This window comes from Pseudomonas sp. KCJK8993 (assembly GCF_046230915.1).
Classification (GTDB): domain Bacteria; phylum Pseudomonadota; class Gammaproteobacteria; order Pseudomonadales; family Pseudomonadaceae; genus Aquipseudomonas; species Aquipseudomonas piscis.
Map to the genome: position 1 here is coordinate 1 of NZ_JBJJLO010000051.1, position 18,488 is coordinate 18,488.

Here is an 18,488-nt window from a genome sequence, read left to right on the forward strand (position 1 = left end):
GAGCCCAGAGCCTCTGCTCCCTGGGTCGCAGCCTGTACCGAGCAGACCGCAGTCAGTGCTGCAAGGGTAACCAGCACTTGCCTGAAAATATGGCGAGTGGAAATTTCCCCCCTCAGCCGTGTAGTGACTTCTCTCATTGGAGGCTCCTCAAAAAAGGGCTTGAATTGGCTGCCCGGCCTTCCGGACAAAAATCAGCGTTGTCACCCCCGATCAACCGACATGGTCAATTGATCGTGTCAAATGACCAAAAGCAAACCGTATGCCATAAATCGATGCAGCTGGATTAACTTAGATAAATCAGCTAGTTATCCATTGCACCGAACTCATGCGCAGCGAATATCGGTAGTTCCATGGGAAATAAAGGAACACGTGTTACCAATTGATGCTTGCCCATAGTGCACGCATAGCCTTGAGTACTCTTCGAACTACACTGGCATTGATTGTGTCCAGTGCTATCTAGTTATTTTTTAAACCCTCATAAAGCGGATGAATTACCAAAAAAAATCGCCCCGAGAGGCGATAAAGAAGCAGGCTTTTGGCCCACCATGGAGTAACTTCAGATAAACAGCCGCACACAGCAGAGCCGTGCCTACTGCCTACTCGACTTAACGGAACTGAGTCGCGATTTGACTGGGACTTTTCCTGGAGCGCTGAAGTGCACCGTAGGCATAGAACGACTGGACAATCGAGTAAGACCAGGTCAAGAAGGCGAAGGTCATAAATACCAATTTGGTGTCGTCACCCGGAATCGGAAAGAAGTCATATCGCAATGCTATTGTGAGTCCCGCCACCCCACCCAATAGGGTCGCCAGCGCATGCACAGGTTCTCTGGCGCGAGCCAGTCGCCATACAAAATATGCCAGGTAAAGGGTGTAAGCTGACCACATCAGCACATAAAAATAGGGGAGGTATTCTTTGAGCCCACTCGATAGAAAGTAAATAGCAGTAGCCGCGAACCCGGCCAAGAACAACGTGACATCACTCGCCGGAGATGGCTTGTAATTATGCGTCACTGCCATTAAACCAAGTGTTGCAATAATGGGAATCCCCACCCCTCGGGAAAAAGCATCGAGAAACATGGCGACATTGTAATTACCCTGCCAGCCCGTCGCGACAAATATTGTGAAGTTTGTCGCAGATATCCCGACAATCAAAAACTCCACTCCAATCAAATAATTTTTACGCCTAACGAATGCCACTCCATAGGACAGGCCACATATCATCAGCAACACACATGAAACCAAGGCAAGTACTTCTATCGGCTGCACAATAATAACCTCTCTCAGTTGAATCGCGCCGTTGTTCTACGTTCTACGCCCACTGACACAAGACAGTTGCATCAATTGCAATCAACCTTTCCTAGCCTTGTCTTTACGCACTTTTTTATCAGTCCAGGTATCCATCAACTTGGCCGCCGCAAACCCAGACTGCATAACGCACCATTGCAGTGGCTCAGGCAGTATGGAGGGCGTCTTGTGTTGCAGCGCCGCCAGCAGTTCCGGCTTGTCGCCGTTGATTTGCGCGGCCAAAAGTGAGCCAGCGAACGATTGAGTGCCCAAGCCGTGACCCGTGCAGCCGACCGTGTAGAAAATATTCTGTTTCGCGCCCATTGCACCTATTACTGGCAGGAAGTCATAGGCACCACTGACGTAGCCACTCCAACAGTGCTGGATGCCAAGGCCCTGCAATGCCGGATAGCGCTCGCGCAGTACCTGGGCCAATGCCTTGTAGGCACCCTGGTCAGGGATATTGGGGGTTTTCGAACCGTAGGCATAACCCAGCTTCTTGACGGTCAACACCATGGTGCCGTGCGCCGTCAGGCGGTGGCTCTCCATGGTGTAGTGCGGCGTGATGATCCCTTCCCGCCCTTGCCACCCCAAGGTAGCCAGTTGCTCTGTCGATAGCGGTTGCGTTTCGAGTGCCGATACGCGAATTGCCCCGATCTTGTTGCGCAACACCCCCAACTGGGGGGTATAGGCATTGGTCGCCAATACCATGACTGGAGCAGTTGCACTGCCATGCGCAGTTTTGCAGGTGATGACCGCCCCTTCACTGAAGGAGAGCAATGGCGTGCGCTCGTAAAGCCTGACGCCGGCCTCGATGGCCGCGCGCCGCAAACCACTGACGTATTTGCCAGGATTCAAGGTGCCGCCGCACTGTTCGGCAGCGAACAGAAAGGCAGACGGAATTCCCCGCGCACGCATCTCGTCGCCGTCCACGAAGCGGGTCATGGCCCCCAGCTTCTGACCCAGTGCCATGTTTTGCCTCAAACGCTTTTCCTGACTCGAATGAACACCGGCCCGGAGCACGCCCGAAGGGTTGTAGTCACAGTCGATCCCCAGGGTCTTTAATCGGCCTTCCACGTAAGGCACGGCCTCGTCATAGAATCTGATGAACTGCGTTGCTTGCTTCACCCCAACCCGATTGGCAAAGAATTCGTACTCGACCCCCATGCTGCCTAACAGGTAGCCCGCATTGCGACCACTGGCGCCGAAACCGGCGAACTCCTGCTCCAGCACGATGACATCAGCTCCGAGCGCCCTCAGTTCCAACGCTGTCGATAAGCCAGCAAAGCCGGCACCGACCACTATTACATCGGCTTGCACCTGCCCTTCGAGTGCTGGCTGCAAATCGCTCGGCAACTCCACCCATCCACCCAGACTGCGAAATTTCAACGATTCGGCGCCACTGCGGGCCGAGTCATTCAAGGCATTCATTCACATGACTCCAGAATATGGATCGTTGTTACCACCACGGGTTGCTTCATGGCGGCTAACGGGAACGCAATGGAAGTGATTTTCTTCGAGGCGCAGCAAGGCTCGGCCGTAGGCCATCGCCAGGTCGCTACAAGGAGAGGAGGTATTGGCGCCACCGCCGTGATCGACCGATGCAGCGCTGCTCATCGTCGAGAGTTTTCGTGTATCCATCTGCTTTCTACCTCTCTGGCTTTGTCATTGTTATATCCAGTGAGCCCGGGCAATCCGGCTTGATCGACACAGCGCGCACTCTGGTGCTTGCGCAACTGCAGCCCAGCATTGCCGGCGTCGACAGCTCATAATTACCGAATATGGACATATGATCAAGTCAGTTGATCTGGCTTTTTTGTACCTTTCCCACGGCCATTAACCGCCTGTCAAATTCCAGCGCTCTACTTGCCGCTTGCGGGCCTGCGGGATGACCTTGGCGAGGTCGATTCGGTACCTTGTCCCTTGCCTCAACTACACACCTGATGTGGCCATTCCAAAAGGAATGGGATCGCATCGACTGACCTCATGGATTGGAGAGTGACCTTGCGATAGGATTCGTCACCGTCAACGCTGGACCAAAGGTTGGCGGCAACACCGAAAAGGGAGAACGCTCAATGGCTCGAATAGGCGCGGAAGAGCGCAGACAGGATTTTATTGAAGCCACCATCAAGGTGATCGCGGAGTACGGCATAGCCGACGCCACCACGCGGCGTATCGCGGCAGCAGCGAATTCTCCGCTGGCCTCGCTGCACTATGTTTTCCACACCAAGGACGAGTTGTTCTATGCGGCCTACGAGTCCCTGATCGACATGCCTCAGCAATTGCTGAAGCAAGTCCCGAAAGGCTCCACGACAGCGGAGTCGGTTGGGGAAATGTTGCGCCAACTGGTCAAGTGGTTTTCCGCGCACCCCGAGCTGGCCACTACGCAGTTCGAACTCTTCTTCTGGAACATGCGCAACAACCCGGAAATGGCGACGAAGATTTATGCCGTTTCCATTGAAGCAACCCAGCAGGCCATTCGGAAGATGACCGGCGATGCGTTGGATCAGGCCGCGTTAACCACCATCAGTCGCCTGTTCCTCAATCTCGTCGATGGCCTGCTGCTTGCGTGGTCTGCTCACGGCGACCATGAACGCCTGGAGGTTGAAACTGAAACAGCCTGCAAGGTAGTGAAGCTGCTAGTGGCTAGCTACTGAGACGCTATTCGGATGCGCCGTGCTCCCGCATGGCGCGGCAATCCGCATATCTGGATATTTTCACAAGGCGGCTAGCGGATTTTGTCGAGCACGCCCTAGCCGACCCGGCCCTGAATGACCTCCATTCGCCCCTTATTGCCTGGCACTCCTCAGAATCATCTGTGTGCCTGAGCGGCAAGGCGATTCGTGTCAGAAATGCCGGAAGACGTCGGTCATGCTAACGGTCGGATACTTGATATGAGGGTCGGGCGGTAATCTGGTAAATACCGGTTTCAATACATAGAGAGTGCTCAGGGTCAGGACAACGGCCAGACAAGCAAATCCAAGACGACGCATAGCACACCTCCAGAAATCGCGTTTTTATTATTGGTGAACTTGAGTCTGGTCTGCGAGGCCCGATAAAGCTTGATAAATCGCGCCACAAAATAGCCAATTCGCGCATCGAAACAGGCCAGTGATCAACGCTAGTCCTGCCCAATCAACGCTACGACTACATGGAGAAAGGTATCCAGGCAAAGGGGCTATCCATCGGAATACAATGCCTCTAAAGCAGTGCTAATCAGGCTAAACATCGAAATGGCTTCCCTCATTCGTGGCACGGCCCTGGCAGGGTTTGATGAGTTTACAATTAGCCAGGGCCTCGAACCGCATACCGTTCTGGCTGAAGTAGGACTTCCCAAAGATGCCGCGGACGGAGTGATCTCCGGCAGGCAGTTTGTTGACCTGCTGGAATTATGCGCAAGGCGATCGCACAATCCGATGTTCGGACTGCAACTTGGTCTTCACCAAGGCCCGAAAGCCCTGGGCAGCATGCTCTACGTCATCAAAAGCACCAGCACCTTGGGTCAGATACTGGAAGAGCTGACTCGGTACTTCCATTTTCACAGTACCGGGGCGGACCTCTATCTCCAGCGCAAGGCTACTGGTGCACAACTCATCTACGAGTTGATTGATGGAGACGCGATTTCTACCAGGCAGGCAGTGGAGTGGACCATGGCTGTCTGCGCCAGGCTCATCCAGTCTTTACTTGGATACCCTTGGAAACCTCTCGGCTTGCAGATGCGACACCCCGCACTGGGAGAGCTCAGCGTCTACAGACAGCTTCTGGGTGTAACGCCTCACTTCAACAGTCCGGCCAATGCCTGGGTCTTTGCCGAATCACTGCTGAACGCGGTCCCGAATACAATAGATGAGAAATTCAACGAACTGGCAAAAGACCATATCAGCGAGCTCGCTCAGCTTAGGTTGCAAGAGTTTCCTTCCTATATAAAGAAGCTGCTGCATAGACAGCTTCCCAATGGCCACGTCACTATCGATCAGATTGCGGAGAAGGTTAAGATCAGCCCTCGAAGCCTGCAGCGTTACTTGCACTCCGAAAGTACCAGCTTTCAAAGGCTTCTTGACGAAACACGGCAATCCATGGCCGCTCGCTACATGCGCGATTCCTCCATGAACATGACGCAACTTTCAGAGTTGTTAGGCTATGCCGATCTCAGCGCATTCTCCCGCGCGTTTACCCGCTGGAACGGCATGAGCCCGCAAAAATGGAAAAAACGCATCGATCAACAAAACTCAACAGTATCTGCGCCGCCTTCTGATCCAACCCAATAGTCCGACAATCAAACTGCCAAGGTGCTCCAGCGTTTTGTTCACTCCTCTGGTGCGTGCCGTCGCCCTTCACGGCTTTCATGCGTTTGCCAAACGCCAGGGCCTGAACTCGGCGGAAATGTTGCGTCGTGCCTCATTGCCGCTGGATTGTTTGCAAAAGCCGGAAGCGCTCCTCCCCTATCGTAGATTCTGCAGGTTGCTGGAGCTTTGCGCGGCGCAGTCCGGCAATGCCCTATTTGGCCTGCAGCTCGGGCTTTATCAAGGTGTCGATGTTTTCGGAGATCTGTTCTATCTGATCCGCAACAGCAAAACGCTGGGAGATGCCCTGACCGAGTTGCAAGCAAGTTACTCGCTGTATTTCAACGATGCGGTCATTGAGCTGGATATCGAAGGTGAACGCGCCATCCTCAGCTACAGGCTAAAAGAGTTGAATACCCCTGGGTTGCAACAGGTCGAGGAGTCAGCGTGCGGAGTTGGAGTGCAGCTAATGCGGACTCTCGCAGGCAGCCATTGGCAAGCCAAAGCGATCCGCTTTCGGCATGCACCACTGCTTGATGAATCAAGCTATCTGCAAGCCCTGGGTCAGCAGCCCAGGTTCAACGAGCCCAGTACCGCGCTAGAGTTCGATTCATCTGATCTTGCCCTGGCATTGGGCGCCAAAAATGAGGCACTGCATGGCTTGATTGCCAAGCACATAAACAAAGTCGAGCGATTATCGGAAGAAGAGTTATCCAGCTACATCCAACAATTGCTGCGCTACCTACTACCCTGCGGGCGAGCCACTACCGAGAAGATTTCCAACTGCCTGGCCATTCATCCACGCACCTTGCAGCATTGGCTTGAACACAAAGTCACGTCTTTCCAGCGGCTACTCGATGAGACACGCCAGGAGTTGGCCGGCCAATACCTGCTGGATTCGTCAATCAGCATGGCGCAAATGTCCGGGTTGCTTGGTTATTCGACCCCCAGTGGATTCAACCGTGCATTCAATCGATGGTTTGGAGTAACCCCGTCGCAGTGGCAAAAGCAACAGGGTGTCAAAAGACAGCCCCGCCTGCTACGTAACGCTCCCTTCAGGGTTTGATATCGCCCTTCTCTCACTGCCAAAAGTACTTCTCCCTCGGCCCCTTGCCGCGAATAAAAAAAACCGCCCCGTAGGGCGGTAAAAGAGCAGGCCGATGGCCTACCATGCAGTCGGAATCCTTATATCGGCAGTGCAAAGATCACGCATCGAAAGCCGTTGCAGCTTGCCGCCTCGATGTATGAGGCCAGTGCCAATACCTCTCTCAATTCCCCAATAACAGCCTCTGTGAGGCAATACGCTCTACAACATGTGCCCTGCCAAGAGCGAAAGCAGTGTGCCTGATAGCGAACTCGGAAAGTCGTGCCCCATGCCCGGCAGTAGAACCAACTTTGCCCCAGAAATAGCGGCTGCAGTGGCAAATCCTCCGCTGGTGGCAACCATGAGGTCTTTGTCCCCATGAATCACCAGCGTGCTGCATCTGATTTGCTGAAGTTCCTTGGTGCGGTCACCCGAGTTGATAATGGCCCCCACTTGCCGGGATGTACCCAGGTGGTTTAACTCGCAGCCTCCTCTCTCCCAGGCCTCTGCCGCATAACAACGCAAGCCTTCCTCGTTCCACTCGAGGCTGGAGCCAATAACGCTCATGATATCGACATAGTCGCGGACACTTTCATTCTGGTTCCTGGGCGGACGACGCAGGACCTGCAAGATCGCCTTGAGCGCCGGTTGCCCGACCCGGGCCGCTCCGGTATTGGAAAATATCGAGGTCAAGGTCCTGACCCGCTGGGGGTAACGCGCAGCGAGTGTCTGGGCAATCATGCCGCCCATCGACATCCCCACAAGGTGCGCCGCCTCTAGCTGCAGCGCGTCCATCAGGTCGATGACGTCATCCGCCATGTCGCCTATGTCGTAGCCCGGGGTCGGTTTGCGGAAAAACTGCTGGATAACCGTTGGCGGTGTTACATCGGTGAAAAATGACCTGCCCGAATCACGATTATCCAGGGTGATGACCCGCAAGCCCTTGGCGACCAAACCGGCAATGATCGATGGCGGCCAGTAGGTCAGTTGCAATCCCAGGCCCACCACCAGGATCACTGCGGGGTCGGTTTCAGATCCATAACTGCGATAGCAGAGACTTCCCTTGCCCGGCACCATGCAGAACTGGTCTTTGCTCATCGGCCACTACTCACTGGCTGCAGCTCAACGTTGTTCTTCAGGCGAACAGCGGGTGCCGACGTGAACTTGAGGCAGTCCTCAGCCACCGTCCCACGGCGTAACAGTTTCACATCGCGGAAGTAATCCATCGACATGACCCAGGGCTCACTGGGGCCTTGCCGCGGCATGCCGTCCAGGGCGCGCTGCACATATCCCGCACCGAAGTCCAGGAGGGGGCGAGTCTCGATCCCTTCCGGTGCCTGCGGCTCGCACACAGCATGGCCCTGCTCGTCCATGTAGCCCAGCAGGCGACAGAAGTGATCGCACTGCAGGCATACCTTCAAGGTCCAGGAGGAGTTCGTATAACCCACCGCAAAAGCGAAATTCGGCACGCCGGACAACATCATGCCTTTATAGGCCAGCGTCTGGCTCAGGGTCACCGGCTCACCATCCTTGTGCAGGGCAATGCCGCCGAAGAGCTGAACATTCAGCCCGGTGGCCGTGACTATGATATCGGCCTTGAGCTCTTTTCCGGACTTGAGCAAAACCCCCGACTCGGTGAATTGCTGCACATGGTCGGTCACCACAGAGGCTTTACCCGAACTGATGACCTTGAACAGATCGCCTTCAGGAACCGAGCACAGTCGCTGGTCCCAGGGGTTGTATGGCGGGTTGAAATGAACGTCCACAGGGTAATTTTTCGGCAACTCCTTGCGGGTCAGCCAAATAATCAGTTTGCGGGCAAGTTTGGGGAAGCGTTGACAGAACGCCCAGAAAGCCAAGGTGATCTTGGCATTCTTGTAGCGCGTCAATGAATAAGCGGTCTGCTCGGGCAGCACTTTACGCAGGAAGGCGGCAATGGAGTCATTGGCGGGCTGACTGACGATGTAAGACGGCGTGCGCTGCAGCATGGTAATGCTGGCCACCTTATCCGCCATGGCCGGGATCAAGGTCACTGCCGTGGCGCCACTGCCGATCACCACCACATGCTTGCCGGCGTAGTCCAGGTCTTCCGGCCAGTGCTGCGGGTGAATGATCTGCCCCTTGAATTGCTCCGAGCCCTCGAAGCGTGGGCTGAACCCCTGGTCATACCTGTAGTAGCCACCGGCACTGAATAACCAGCGGCACTGGACCGTGCGAATTTCTCCGAGGTTGCCGTCCTCGACCTCAACGGCCCACAGTCCCTTGTCGCTCTGCCAGTTTGCCGAAAGCACTTTTTGCTTGTACTGGATGTATGGCTGCAACCCGTACTCGTCGACCGTCTCACCCAGGTACTCGAGGATGTCTTTGGCGTCCGCCAGGGACTTGGCCTTGGTCCAGGGTTTGAAATCGAACCCAAAGGTATACAGGTCCGAATCAGAGCGAATACCAGGATAGCGAAACAAGTCCCACGTTCCTCCCGCTCGTTCACGGGACTCAAGAATCGCAAAGACCTTGCCAGGCTGGTGACGTCGCAAATATGCGGCTGCGCCAATTCCAGACACACCAGCGCCCATGATTAGTACATCTAACGGCTCAGCCGGAAGAACTGCGTGAGAAGACATGTCGCCTCCTATTGTTGTGTTTTAGAGACTTGATCAAATGATTTGATCGCTTGATCATATTAAGTCTGCTGCATTCCGGGGGGCAAGGTGCAAAGTGCACAAGATTTTTATTATTTTGGTGTGATTTGCACAGGACATGCAGGCCTCGCACGATACCCCGAACACTGAAGTGCTGGGCTCGAGCCCGGCGGCGCCGGGAAAAGTGACTGGCTATCTGTAGTCTTTGGCCGATCGCCACGGGTCAGCTGCGCCTGCAATCATGGCAAACCGCAGGCGAGCATCAAGGTGCGACGTTAAGCAGGCGTGCGCCGAGAAAGAGCTAGGCCGCAATCAGGCTGAGCCATTGGCTTGCGGCGCTCTGGGCTTACAGACGATTCGAGGTAGTACCAACCAGGGGAATGCGCTGCCCGGTCTCCAGCATTTCCACGGCATCCAGTTGCTCTTCTATTTGCAAAAAGCGCATGGCGGTGACTGACGACATTTTTTCGGAGACTTCATCGATATAGCGACTCAAGAGCATTTGCCGCTTCACCTGCAGAGCCTTGTAAACCTTGATCATCTTGGCCGCATCTTGATTGCTCACCGCTCCGGAGCCGTACGCCCGCGCATACTCAAGCAGCAGCTCGAACGAGTTCCTGTTCAAGCTATCCAGTTCATTACGGTAACGGCCGTAGATCGGCCAGAAGGTTTCGGCCTGCCCGCTGTCGAGCCCCATATTGGCCTCTACCACACGCTTGCGCTTGTAGTTAATGGTCTCGATCTGGTTGTTGATCTTCTCCTTGTGATCGCTCATCACCTGCTCCACCGAAGGCAGGGGTTCCTGGGCTTGCGCTTCCTGGGTTTGTACTTCCTGGGCCTGCGCGGCAAAGGCGCAGCCGGCAGCGAGCACAGCGACACAAAATAGACGCCTGGACATCAGTTGACTCCTCTTGCATTAACTAAAATAAATCGCGCAATCACTGCGCGGCTTCCGTGAGGGAAATCTTCGGCGCCCACTCGAGCCAGTGCTCGTCGACGGCTCCGAACAGGGCGAAGGTCTGACCCGGCTTGGCCGCATCGCCCATCTGCCCGTTGTCTGGCGTGGCGAAGGCTATGCCGCCCGCCACCATGGCTTCCAGGGACTCGGTGCGCAGCGAAACCCCCTTGAACAGACCCGCCTCGATGCCCACGCCGCTGGCGTTCCAGAAGCGACTGCCGGTGCGCACCAGGGGTGCATAACGCGGCTCGATAAGAACGCTGATCAGTACTCGGTCCGCCTGCTGCCCCAGGCTCATGTCGATGACCTTGCCCACCACCATCTTGCGGTAGCTCACCGGGCTGCCGAGCTTGAGCGAGCCCTTGTCCGGGGCGCTCAGGGTCAGCCGCAGGCCAGCGCCGAGCCCCAGCAGGTTGGGTGCTTCGGCCAGGGCCTGGAAGCGCGTCTGGCGCTCGCCCGGGCGACTGCTGGCCATCGCCTCGATATAGGGACCGCTGACCAGGGTGCCGAGGTTTTCCGTGCGCAGCAGGCCGAGCGCCGGGCGTACCACCCAGAAGCGCGTGCCGCTGCGGGCGAACTGTTCGCCGTTGGCCAGCAGTCGCGCCTTGAGCTGCACGCCGGACAGGTCGCCCTTCAAGTCGACGCTCTCGACCTTGCCGATCACCAGCCCCTTGAACCGAATCGGCGTCCCTTCGCGCAGGCCTTCGGCATCCTCGACACCCAGCTGGACCTCCACACCGCGGGCCATGGCGGTCTCCTCACTGTCGTAGAGGGCGAACCGGCGATCCTCGCCCGAGGACGACGCCTTGGGGTCCAGGGTGTCGAAGGCGATGCCGCCATTGATCAAGGTCTGCAGCGACTCGCTCTTGACCTTGACCCCGGTGAAGTCGCCGCTCAGGGTCACGCCGCTGGCGTTCCAGAAGCGCGTGGAGCTGTTCACCAGGCGCGCGTATTCGGGCTCGACATGCACCCCGATCATCACTTGCTGGTTATCCGCCGACAGCTGGTAGCTCTGCACGCTACCGACACGGATCTGCCGGTAGAGCACCGGCGCCCCGACCTCCACCGAACCGCGCCGGTCACTGGTCAGCACCAGGTGCAGGCCCGGTACGTTCATGTCCATGGGCGGCGCCTTGGAGCGGGCGCTGAATTCCCGGCGCGGCGCCCCGCTCTTGGCAAAACGCACGGCGATGTAGTTGCCTTTGACCAGGGCATCCAGGCCAGTGATCCCAGCCAGCGAGATATTCGGCTTCACGGTCCAGAACTCGGTGCCCTCCAGCAGCAGGGCCTCGACCCGCGGGTCCATCGCCAGCTCAGCGGTGGCACCACTGAAGTCCTGGTTCATGTCGACGGTCTTGACCAGGCCGACCTGCACGCCGTTGTACATGACCGGGGTGCGCCCGGGCTCGATTTCACTCAGGTCCTTCATCTTCAGCTTCACCCGCAGGCCGACCTGGGCCGCGTCGTAGTCCTCATACAGGCGAAACGGCTTGGTCGGGTCGGTGGGTGGGCTGTCGCGGTGGTTGTCCGCCGTGGCGAAGGAAATACCGCCCGCGGCCAGGGTCAGCAGCGACTCGCTGCGCACCTTGAAGCCCGACAGGCCACCGGAGATCGAGATGCCGCTGGCGTTCCAGAAGCGCGTGTGCTTGCGCACCAGGTCGGCGTAGGCCGGCTCGATGTGCACCTTGATCTCGATGGTGCGCTGGTCTTCGCCAAGCTGGAAGCTCTTCACCTGGCCCACCAGGATCTGCTTGTAGAACACTGGGCTGCCCTGCTCCAGCGAGCCCAGGCGCTCGGCCTTGAGGGTGATGTGCAGGCCTGGAACCTTCTCCGACATCGGCGGCGGCTCCTTCAAGGCCGCGAAGGAGCGAAGCCCCTGGTCGCCTTTGTCACCCTTGGCCGGGTCCACCGCGATGTAAACCCCGGATACCAGGGTCTCCAGGCCGGTGACACCCGCCAGGGACACCCGCGGCTTGACCAGCCAGAAATGGGTATCTTCATTCAGGTACTTCTGGGTTTCCTTGGTCATCTCGATGGAGGCAATCACGCCCTTGATGTCGTCACTGACATTCAGCTCCACCACCTTGCCCACCGAGATGCCCTTGTACAGCACCTCGGTTTTCTTGGCCTGGATACCGTCGCCGCTCTCGAAGCGCACCTGGATGATTGGACCGGCCTCATCGTAGGCGCGCCAGGTCAGCCAGGCACCTATGACCAGGGCCAGCAGCGGCAGGATCCAGATCGCCGACCAACTGGAGGTCGGGTGTTTTTTCGGCACAGCCAGGTCACTCATTTTCATTGTCCAAATTGGTGTTGTCCCATATCAGCCGGGGATCGAAAGTCACTGCGGCCAGCATGGTCAGTACCACCACGCTGGCAAAGGCGGCGGCGCCGAGGTTGGCCTCGATGCGCGCCAGATTGCCGAAGTTCACCAGCGCCACCAGGATGGCGATGACGAAGATGTCGAGCATCGACCAGCGCCCTACCCACTCGATGAAGCGGTACATGATGATCCGCTGGCGGGCCGACATCGGCTGGTGTCGCTGGACGGAATAGAGCAGTAGAGCGATCCCCACCAGCTTGAAGGTGGGCACCACGATGCTGGCCACGAACACCACCAGGGCGATAGGGATCATCCCCAGCTGTAGCAGGCTGACCACCCCGCTCATGATGGTGGCCGGCGCCCCTTTGCCGAACACGCTGACCGTCATGATCGGCAGCAGGTTGGCCGGGATGTAGAGAAGCATTGCGGTGATCAGCAAGGCCCAGGTGCGCTTGATGCTGTCAGGCCGGCGCACATGCAGCAGTGCCTGGCAGCGACTGCAGTACCCAGGCTGGCGGTCGTCGATTGGATTGAGTTGATGGCATTCACCGCAGACCTGGATGCCGGCATCGATGGCGTGCACCGCTACCCTCCTCCAGAGCTGCCCGCCAGGCAGATCCCGACGTGCATCGAACACTTGTCCAGGGCGGGTGGCCCAGCCATTTCTATTGCACGCACATTGCCCATGACTCACCCAAGGCTTGATTGAAAACGCCGCGGATGGTACTTTTCGGCACCTATTGAGTCAATAGTGACTCATTTGAATAATTCAACCCTCGATACTCACCCTTCCGGAGACCCACCGGTCCAATGCCCCTGACCCACACTGGCAACTTGCCAAAGCTGCCCCTGGAAGCGCTGGTCGCCTGCCACGAGTGCGACCTGCTGATGCGTCGGGAACCGCTCGAGCCCGGTGAAAAGAGCTGCTGCCCACGCTGCGGCTACGAGCTGGCCATTCATCGCCATCAGTGGCAGAGCCGCTCTTTGGCCCTGGTCCTGACTGCCCTGCTCCTTTACATCCCGGCCAATTTCCTGCCGATCATGCATTTGACCCTGCTCGGGCAAACTCGCAGCGAAACGGTCTGGAGCGGTGTGCTCGGGCTGTTCGAAAGCGGTATGCAAGGGGTCGCCGTGGTGGTGCTGCTGAGCAGCATGGCAATTCCCCTGCTCAAGCTGCTGTGCCAGTTGCTGGTGCTGTTGAGCCTGCGATTCAAGCTGGCACGCCGTAGCGGCATGTCGCTCTACCGCGTTTATCACCACTTGCGCGAGTGGGGGATGCTCGAGGTCTACCTGTTCGGGATCCTGGTTTCCATCGTCAAGCTAATCGACATCGCCGACCTGAGCCTGGGCATTGGCCTGGCCTGTTTCGTCGCGTTGCTGCTGACCCAGATCTGCTTGGAGCTGAATATGCCGTCCCATCAGGTCTGGGAAGCGCTGTCCAGCGAGTAGCCCCGGTACTCGGGTGCAACGCTCCTGCAGAGCCGCAAGGCCAATTTCAGTGCCGTTTTTTCCACTAGCCTTGCAGTGAGCTGACGGGGACTCGAGCTGACCTTCATTGGCTTGTTTCAAAGAGTGGCTGGGTTTACTTGAGGGTGAACACCTTGACTTGCGTGTCTTACTAGATCGGGAAAAAAATAAATGAGCGTGCTTACGGCATTACGGGTATGTGGCTTGGTGTGCGGCCTTGGCCTGCTCCTTACGGGTTGCCAGGAAGAAAAACGCACGGAAGAGGCCCCGCGCCCCGTCCGTGCGGTGATCGCCAAGCCTGGGGTGATAGGCGAAGAAGTTGCCCAGACGGGCGAGATCCGCGCTCATATCGAGACCGATCTGGCTTTTCGTATCGCGGGGCGCATTGCGACCCGTAGCGTTGACGTCGGGACGGTCGTTTCCAAGGGGCAGGTGCTAGCCGCGCTCGATCCCAATGATGTGCAGAATGAGGTACGGGTGGCCGAGGCCGAAGTGCGCAGCGCGGAAGCGGCAGAAGAATTTGCCCGCTCGGGGCTTGATCGCCAGCGCATGCTCTTCGACAAACAGTTCGTTGCACGGGCCCGGGTGGATGAGGCAGCAGCCAACTGGCGGGCGGCCAACGCAAGGCTCAATGTCGCGAAAACCGGGCTGCTCACGGCACGCAACAAATTGAGCTACACCGAGTTGCGTGCGCCCGATGCCGCCATCGTCAGCGCGGTGATGGTCAATAACGGCCAGGTGATCGATGCCGGTCAGCTGGCGTTCAAGCTCGCCTCGACGCAGGAGCGTGACGCGGTCTTCAATATCTCTGAGCGCCTCTACACCTCAGTGGTCTCGGACGTGAAAGTCGAAGTCGCGCTGGTGTCGGACCCCAAGATCAAGGTCATTGGCTCGATCCGTGATTCCAGCCCAACCGCAGATGCCGCCACCCGCACCTATCGGGTGCGCATTGCGCTGCCGCAAACCCCGCCGGCCATGACTTTGGGAGCCACCGTGACAGGCCGTCTGCTGTTGCCCGGCAAAACCCTGTTCATTCTCCCCGCCTCGGCCCTGACGAGCGAGGACGGCAAGCCGGCAGTCTTTGTGGTTCAGCCCTCCGATCACCTGCTGGTTCGCAAACCTGTGGTCGTCACCCGCTATACCGCCACGCAAGCACTGGTCGAGTCCGGATTGAGCGAAGGCGATGCAGTGGTAACGGCCGGGGTCAGCAAGCTCCGGACCGGGCAAAAGGTCGTCTACGATACTGCCGAGGTGGCCCAATGAAACCCAGCCCGACCCCGCCTGCAGATTCCCGCGGCTTCAACCTCTCGGCCTGGTCGATCGGCCAGATGCCACTGATGTTCTTCCTCATGCTGGTGACCCTGGTCGGTGGTGCGCTGAGCTATGCCAAGCTGAGTCGCAACGAAGACCCGGCCTTCACCATCAAGACCATGGTCGTGAGCGCCCACTGGCCCGGAGCGACCATCGACGACACGACGAAACTCCTGACCGACCGCCTGGAGAAGAAGCTCGAAGAGATCCCCTATCTCGACCGGCTCGACAGTTACACGCGCCCTGGCGAAACCGTGATCATGGTCAACCTGCGCGACGATGCGCCGGCGCGAGTGGTTCCCGATGCCTGGTATCAGGTTCGCAAGAAGATGGCCGACATCACCGCCACGCTGCCAAGCGGCGTGCAGGGCCCCTCCTTCGACGACGAATTCGGCGACACCTACGGGCAGATCTTCGGCTTCACCGCCGAGGGGTTCTCCGACCGTGAACTGCGTGACTACCTCGAAGGCGTGCGTGCGGAGCTGCTGCGGATTCCCGGAATCGGCAAGGTGCAGTTGCTGGGAGTACAGGAAGAGCAGATTGTCATCGAGTTCTCCCCTGGCCGGCTGGCCGCCTTCGGGCTTGATGAAGAAGCCGTCCTACGGGCCTTGAAGGCGCAGAACGCGGTGATACCTTCTGGCACGGTGCGGCTGGCCGAGGACAAGATCGCCCTGCGCGTCAGTGGCGGCTTCGCCTCCGAGGAGAGCCTGCGCAATGTGACGCTGCGGGCAAACGAGCGTTTCGTGCCCCTCACCGAGCTGGCCACTGTCCAGCGAATTCCGGCCGACCCGCCAGCCCCGCTGTTCCGGGTCAATGGCGAGAAAGCCCTAGGCCTTGCCATCTCGATGGCCTCGGGTGGCAACCTGCTGAATTTTGGCGAAGCGGTTCGCAACCGCATGGATGAGGTCAAGGCCTCCCTGCCCCACGGTATCGAGATGATCCAGGTCGCCGACCAATCGACCGTGGTGAAGCAGGCCGTCAGTGGTTTTCTGACGGTCCTCGCCGAAGCGGTGGCGATCGTGCTCGCGGTGTCCTTTCTCTCGCTCGGCGTGCGCGCGGGGCTGGTGGTCAGCCTCTCGATCCCTCTGGTTCTGGCCATGACCTTTATCGGTATGGAGTTGACAGGCATCGGCCTGCAACGCATCTCGCTGGGGGCCTTGATCATCGCCCTCGGCCTGCTGGTGGATGACGCGATGATCACCGTCGAGGCCATGGTCGGCAAACTCGAAGAAGGCTGGAACCTCAAGCGGGCAGCGAGCTTCGCCTACGATTCAACTGCCTTCCCGATGCTGACCGGCACCCTGGTGATGATCGCCGGGTTCATCCCGGTGGGGTTCGCCGCCTCGAGCGCGGGTGAATACTGCTACTCGATGTTTATGGTGGTGCTGATCTCGCTGTCGGCTTCCTGGGTGGTTGCGGTGCTGTTCTCGCCCTTGCTCGGGACCCTGATCCTGCCCAAGTCGATGCCCCATCACGGGCATGGCGGCGGGCGCGTGATGAACGCCTACGAACGGGCGCTGGCCTGGGCCCTCAAGCATCGGGCGCTGACCCTGGGCTTTGCCGGCGCGGCCTTCGTGGCGTCGCTCGGCGGGGCAAGCTACCTCGAACAGCAGTTCTTCCCGCCCTCCGACCGCCCCGAACTGCTGGTCAGCCTGACGCTGCCGCAGAATGCCTCGCTGGATGCAACCATACGCCAGGCCTCAAAACTCGAGGAGTTGCTGAAGAACGACCCGGATGTCGAGCGCTTCTCCACCTACATCGGCTCCGGCGCCATTCGTTTCTATCTGCCCATGGAGGTGCTGCTGCAGAACGAGAACGTCACCCAGACGGTGGTGGTGGCCAAAAGCGTCAAGCAGCGTGATGCGTTGCAGGCCAGGCTGGCTGAGGCGTTCAAGACGCAGTTCTCCGGGCTGATCGCCCGTGCGACGCCGCTGGAACTCGGCCCTCCGGTAGGCTGGCCGCTCAAGTACCGCGTCACTGGCCCCGATCAGAACCAGGTGCGTGATATCGCCACGCGCCTGGCCAACCTGATCTCTGCCAACCACGACACCCGAGAGGTGCATCTGCTGTCCGGCGAGCCACAACGCAGCGTGCGGGTCGAAGTCGACCAGACCCAGGCGCGGGCATTGGGGCTTTCCTCGGAAGACATCGCCAGTGCCATGGCAACCATCTTCTCCGGCTCGTCGGTCACCACGGTGCGCGATCAGGAGCGGCTTATCGATGTGGTGATCCGCGCGCAAATCGGCGAACGCACCAACCTGGCAACCCTCGCTAATCTCCAGTTGCGCACGGCAGCTGGCCATAGCGTTCCCTTGACGCAGATCGCCAAGCTCAGTTTCGGCGTGGAAGACCCCATCGTCTGGCGCCGCCAGCGCCTGCCCCTGATCACCGTACAGGGCGACGTTCGCGAAGGGCTCGAGGCGGCCACCGTGGTTCAAGCACTGGCGCCTGCCGTGTCACGGTTCTCTGCCGAGCTGCCCAAGGGCTACAAGGTTGAAGTCGGCGGCGCAGTCGAGGAAGCGGCCAAGGGCAGCAAATCACTCGCCGCCGTGCTGCCCATCACGGCACTGGTGATGTGCGTGCTGCTGATGGTGCAACTGCGCAGTTTCTCGCGCATGTTCCTGGCGTTGGCGATGGCTCCGTTCGGGCTCATCGGTGTGGTTCTGGCCATGTTGCCGACGGCAACGCCCATGGGTTTTGTCGCGCAGCTGGGGGTCATCGCCCTGGTGGGCATGATCGTGCGCAACGCGATCATCCTGATTGAGGAGGTCGACATCAACATGCGGCTTGGCCAATCCCCCTCCGAGGCCATAGTGCACGCCTCGATGCACCGCGCCCGGCCGATTCTGTTGACCGCCTGCGCCGCTATCCTCGGCATGATCCCGATCGCCCCGCAGATATTCTGGGGCCCTATGGCTTATGCGGTGATTGGTGGGTTGGCCGTGGCGACAATAGTGACCTTGACGGTTTTACCTTGTGGCATTTCCCTTCTGCTGCAATGGGAAAACCGGCCAAGGCAAGCACCAGGGTCCTCCTCGGATACTGTTCATGAAGAACCCGCCACCGGCGCATGAACCTCCCACTGTAGATCCACACTGCTGCATGGATGATGCTGCTGGGTCGATAATGAACATCCC

14 protein-coding genes are annotated in these 18,488 nt (G+C 58.5%); 6 read left to right on the forward strand and 8 right to left on the reverse strand.

Annotation, left to right across the window (positions count from 1 at the left end; translation table 11 throughout):
- Nucleotides 1-605 precede the first annotated feature (605 nt).
- From ACK6AU_RS17345 to ACK6AU_RS17355, 3 genes are all read right to left on the reverse strand, one after another.
- The gene (locus ACK6AU_RS17345) at nucleotides 606-1,268 is read right to left on the reverse strand and encodes a hypothetical protein (RefSeq protein WP_256578808.1); all 663 of its coding nucleotides are present in this window, start codon (nucleotides 1,266-1,268) and stop codon (nucleotides 606-608) included.
- A gap of 81 nt (nucleotides 1,269-1,349) precedes the next feature.
- Nucleotides 1,350-2,717: an NAD(P)/FAD-dependent oxidoreductase gene (locus ACK6AU_RS17350; RefSeq protein ID WP_409300260.1), complete on the reverse strand. Its 1,368-nt coding sequence runs from the start codon at nucleotides 2,715-2,717 to the stop codon at nucleotides 1,350-1,352.
- Nucleotides 2,718-2,927 (reverse strand): hypothetical protein, encoded by a 210-nt coding sequence (locus ACK6AU_RS17355; RefSeq protein WP_143494840.1) that lies wholly within the window; start codon nucleotides 2,925-2,927, stop codon nucleotides 2,718-2,720.
- A gap of 434 nt (nucleotides 2,928-3,361) precedes the next feature.
- Between ACK6AU_RS17355 and ACK6AU_RS17360 the strand changes: the two genes are divergently transcribed.
- The 3 genes from ACK6AU_RS17360 (at nucleotide 3,362) to ACK6AU_RS17370 (ending at nucleotide 6,635) form a co-directional block, all read left to right on the forward strand.
- A complete protein-coding gene (locus ACK6AU_RS17360; protein ID WP_085600276.1) occupies nucleotides 3,362-3,943 on the forward strand; it encodes a TetR/AcrR family transcriptional regulator in 582 nt (193 codons plus the stop codon).
- A gap of 576 nt (nucleotides 3,944-4,519) precedes the next feature.
- Nucleotides 4,520-5,554, forward strand: coding sequence for an AraC family transcriptional regulator (locus ACK6AU_RS17365; RefSeq protein ID WP_085600252.1), 1,035 nt, complete (start codon nucleotides 4,520-4,522; stop codon nucleotides 5,552-5,554).
- 34 nt (nucleotides 5,555-5,588) lie between these two features.
- Complete coding sequence (locus tag ACK6AU_RS17370) at nucleotides 5,589-6,635, forward strand: AraC family transcriptional regulator (RefSeq protein ID WP_409300263.1); 1,047 nt, start codon at nucleotides 5,589-5,591, stop codon at nucleotides 6,633-6,635.
- A gap of 240 nt (nucleotides 6,636-6,875) precedes the next feature.
- Here the strand turns inward: ACK6AU_RS17370 and ACK6AU_RS17375 are convergent, their stop codons facing one another.
- From ACK6AU_RS17375 to ACK6AU_RS17395, 5 genes are all read right to left on the reverse strand, one after another.
- Nucleotides 6,876-7,751 carry an alpha/beta fold hydrolase gene (locus tag ACK6AU_RS17375; protein ID WP_085600254.1) on the reverse strand — a complete coding sequence of 292 codons (876 nt, stop codon included), beginning with the start codon at nucleotides 7,749-7,751 and terminating at the stop codon, nucleotides 6,876-6,878.
- On the reverse strand, nucleotides 7,748-9,274 hold the full coding sequence (locus tag ACK6AU_RS17380; protein WP_085600256.1) for an NAD(P)/FAD-dependent oxidoreductase: 1,527 nt from the start codon (nucleotides 9,272-9,274) through the stop codon (nucleotides 7,748-7,750). The genes ACK6AU_RS17375 and ACK6AU_RS17380 overlap by 4 nt, the downstream gene beginning before the upstream one ends.
- A gap of 364 nt (nucleotides 9,275-9,638) precedes the next feature.
- On the reverse strand, nucleotides 9,639-10,190 hold the full coding sequence (locus tag ACK6AU_RS17385; protein ID WP_085600258.1) for a transcriptional regulator: 552 nt from the start codon (nucleotides 10,188-10,190) through the stop codon (nucleotides 9,639-9,641).
- A gap of 40 nt (nucleotides 10,191-10,230) precedes the next feature.
- Nucleotides 10,231-12,543: an MlaD family protein gene (locus ACK6AU_RS17390; protein ID WP_409300266.1), complete on the reverse strand. Its 2,313-nt coding sequence runs from the start codon at nucleotides 12,541-12,543 to the stop codon at nucleotides 10,231-10,233.
- On the reverse strand, nucleotides 12,536-13,156 hold the full coding sequence (locus ACK6AU_RS17395; protein WP_409300268.1) for a paraquat-inducible protein A: 621 nt from the start codon (nucleotides 13,154-13,156) through the stop codon (nucleotides 12,536-12,538). The genes ACK6AU_RS17390 and ACK6AU_RS17395 overlap by 8 nt, the downstream gene beginning before the upstream one ends.
- Before the next feature lie 227 nt (nucleotides 13,157-13,383).
- Between ACK6AU_RS17395 and ACK6AU_RS17400 the strand changes: the two genes are divergently transcribed.
- The 3 genes from ACK6AU_RS17400 to ACK6AU_RS17410 all read left to right on the forward strand — a co-directional run bounded on the left by ACK6AU_RS17400 (nucleotide 13,384) and on the right by ACK6AU_RS17410 (nucleotide 18,425).
- Nucleotides 13,384-14,022, forward strand: a complete 639-nt coding sequence (locus ACK6AU_RS17400) for a paraquat-inducible protein A (protein WP_409300270.1) — start codon at nucleotides 13,384-13,386, stop codon at nucleotides 14,020-14,022.
- Nucleotides 14,023-14,211: 189 nt separating this feature from the next.
- The gene (locus ACK6AU_RS17405; protein WP_409300272.1) at nucleotides 14,212-15,303 is read left to right on the forward strand and encodes an efflux RND transporter periplasmic adaptor subunit; all 1,092 of its coding nucleotides are present in this window, start codon (nucleotides 14,212-14,214) and stop codon (nucleotides 15,301-15,303) included.
- Nucleotides 15,300-18,425 (forward strand): efflux RND transporter permease subunit, encoded by a 3,126-nt coding sequence (locus tag ACK6AU_RS17410; RefSeq protein ID WP_409300274.1) that lies wholly within the window; start codon nucleotides 15,300-15,302, stop codon nucleotides 18,423-18,425. Before ACK6AU_RS17405 ends, ACK6AU_RS17410 begins: the two co-directional genes overlap by 4 nt.
- Nucleotides 18,426-18,488: the final 63 nt, after the last annotated feature.

Excerpts from the sequence above, each read along its gene's own strand:
- ACK6AU_RS17350 (WP_409300260.1), bottom strand. The coding sequence starts at position 2,717 with ATGAATGCCTTGAATGACTCGGCCCGCAGTGGCGCCGAATCGTTGAAA.
- ACK6AU_RS17355 (WP_143494840.1), bottom strand. The coding sequence starts at position 2,927 with ATGGATACACGAAAACTCTCGACGATGAGCAGCGCTGCATCGGTCGAT.
- ACK6AU_RS17360 (WP_085600276.1), top strand. The coding sequence starts at position 3,362 with ATGGCTCGAATAGGCGCGGAAGAGCGCAGACAGGATTTTATTGAAGCC.
- ACK6AU_RS17365 (WP_085600252.1), top strand. The coding sequence starts at position 4,520 with ATGGCTTCCCTCATTCGTGGCACGGCCCTGGCAGGGTTTGATGAGTTT.
- ACK6AU_RS17375 (WP_085600254.1), bottom strand. The coding sequence starts at position 7,751 with ATGAGCAAAGACCAGTTCTGCATGGTGCCGGGCAAGGGAAGTCTCTGC.
- ACK6AU_RS17380 (WP_085600256.1), bottom strand. The coding sequence starts at position 9,274 with ATGTCTTCTCACGCAGTTCTTCCGGCTGAGCCGTTAGATGTACTAATC.
- ACK6AU_RS17385 (WP_085600258.1), bottom strand. The coding sequence starts at position 10,190 with ATGTCCAGGCGTCTATTTTGTGTCGCTGTGCTCGCTGCCGGCTGCGCC.
- ACK6AU_RS17390 (WP_409300266.1), bottom strand. The coding sequence starts at position 12,543 with ATGAGTGACCTGGCTGTGCCGAAAAAACACCCGACCTCCAGTTGGTCG.
- ACK6AU_RS17400 (WP_409300270.1), top strand. The coding sequence starts at position 13,384 with ATGCCCCTGACCCACACTGGCAACTTGCCAAAGCTGCCCCTGGAAGCG.
- ACK6AU_RS17405 (WP_409300272.1), top strand. The coding sequence starts at position 14,212 with ATGAGCGTGCTTACGGCATTACGGGTATGTGGCTTGGTGTGCGGCCTT.
- ACK6AU_RS17410 (WP_409300274.1), top strand. The coding sequence starts at position 15,300 with ATGAAACCCAGCCCGACCCCGCCTGCAGATTCCCGCGGCTTCAACCTC.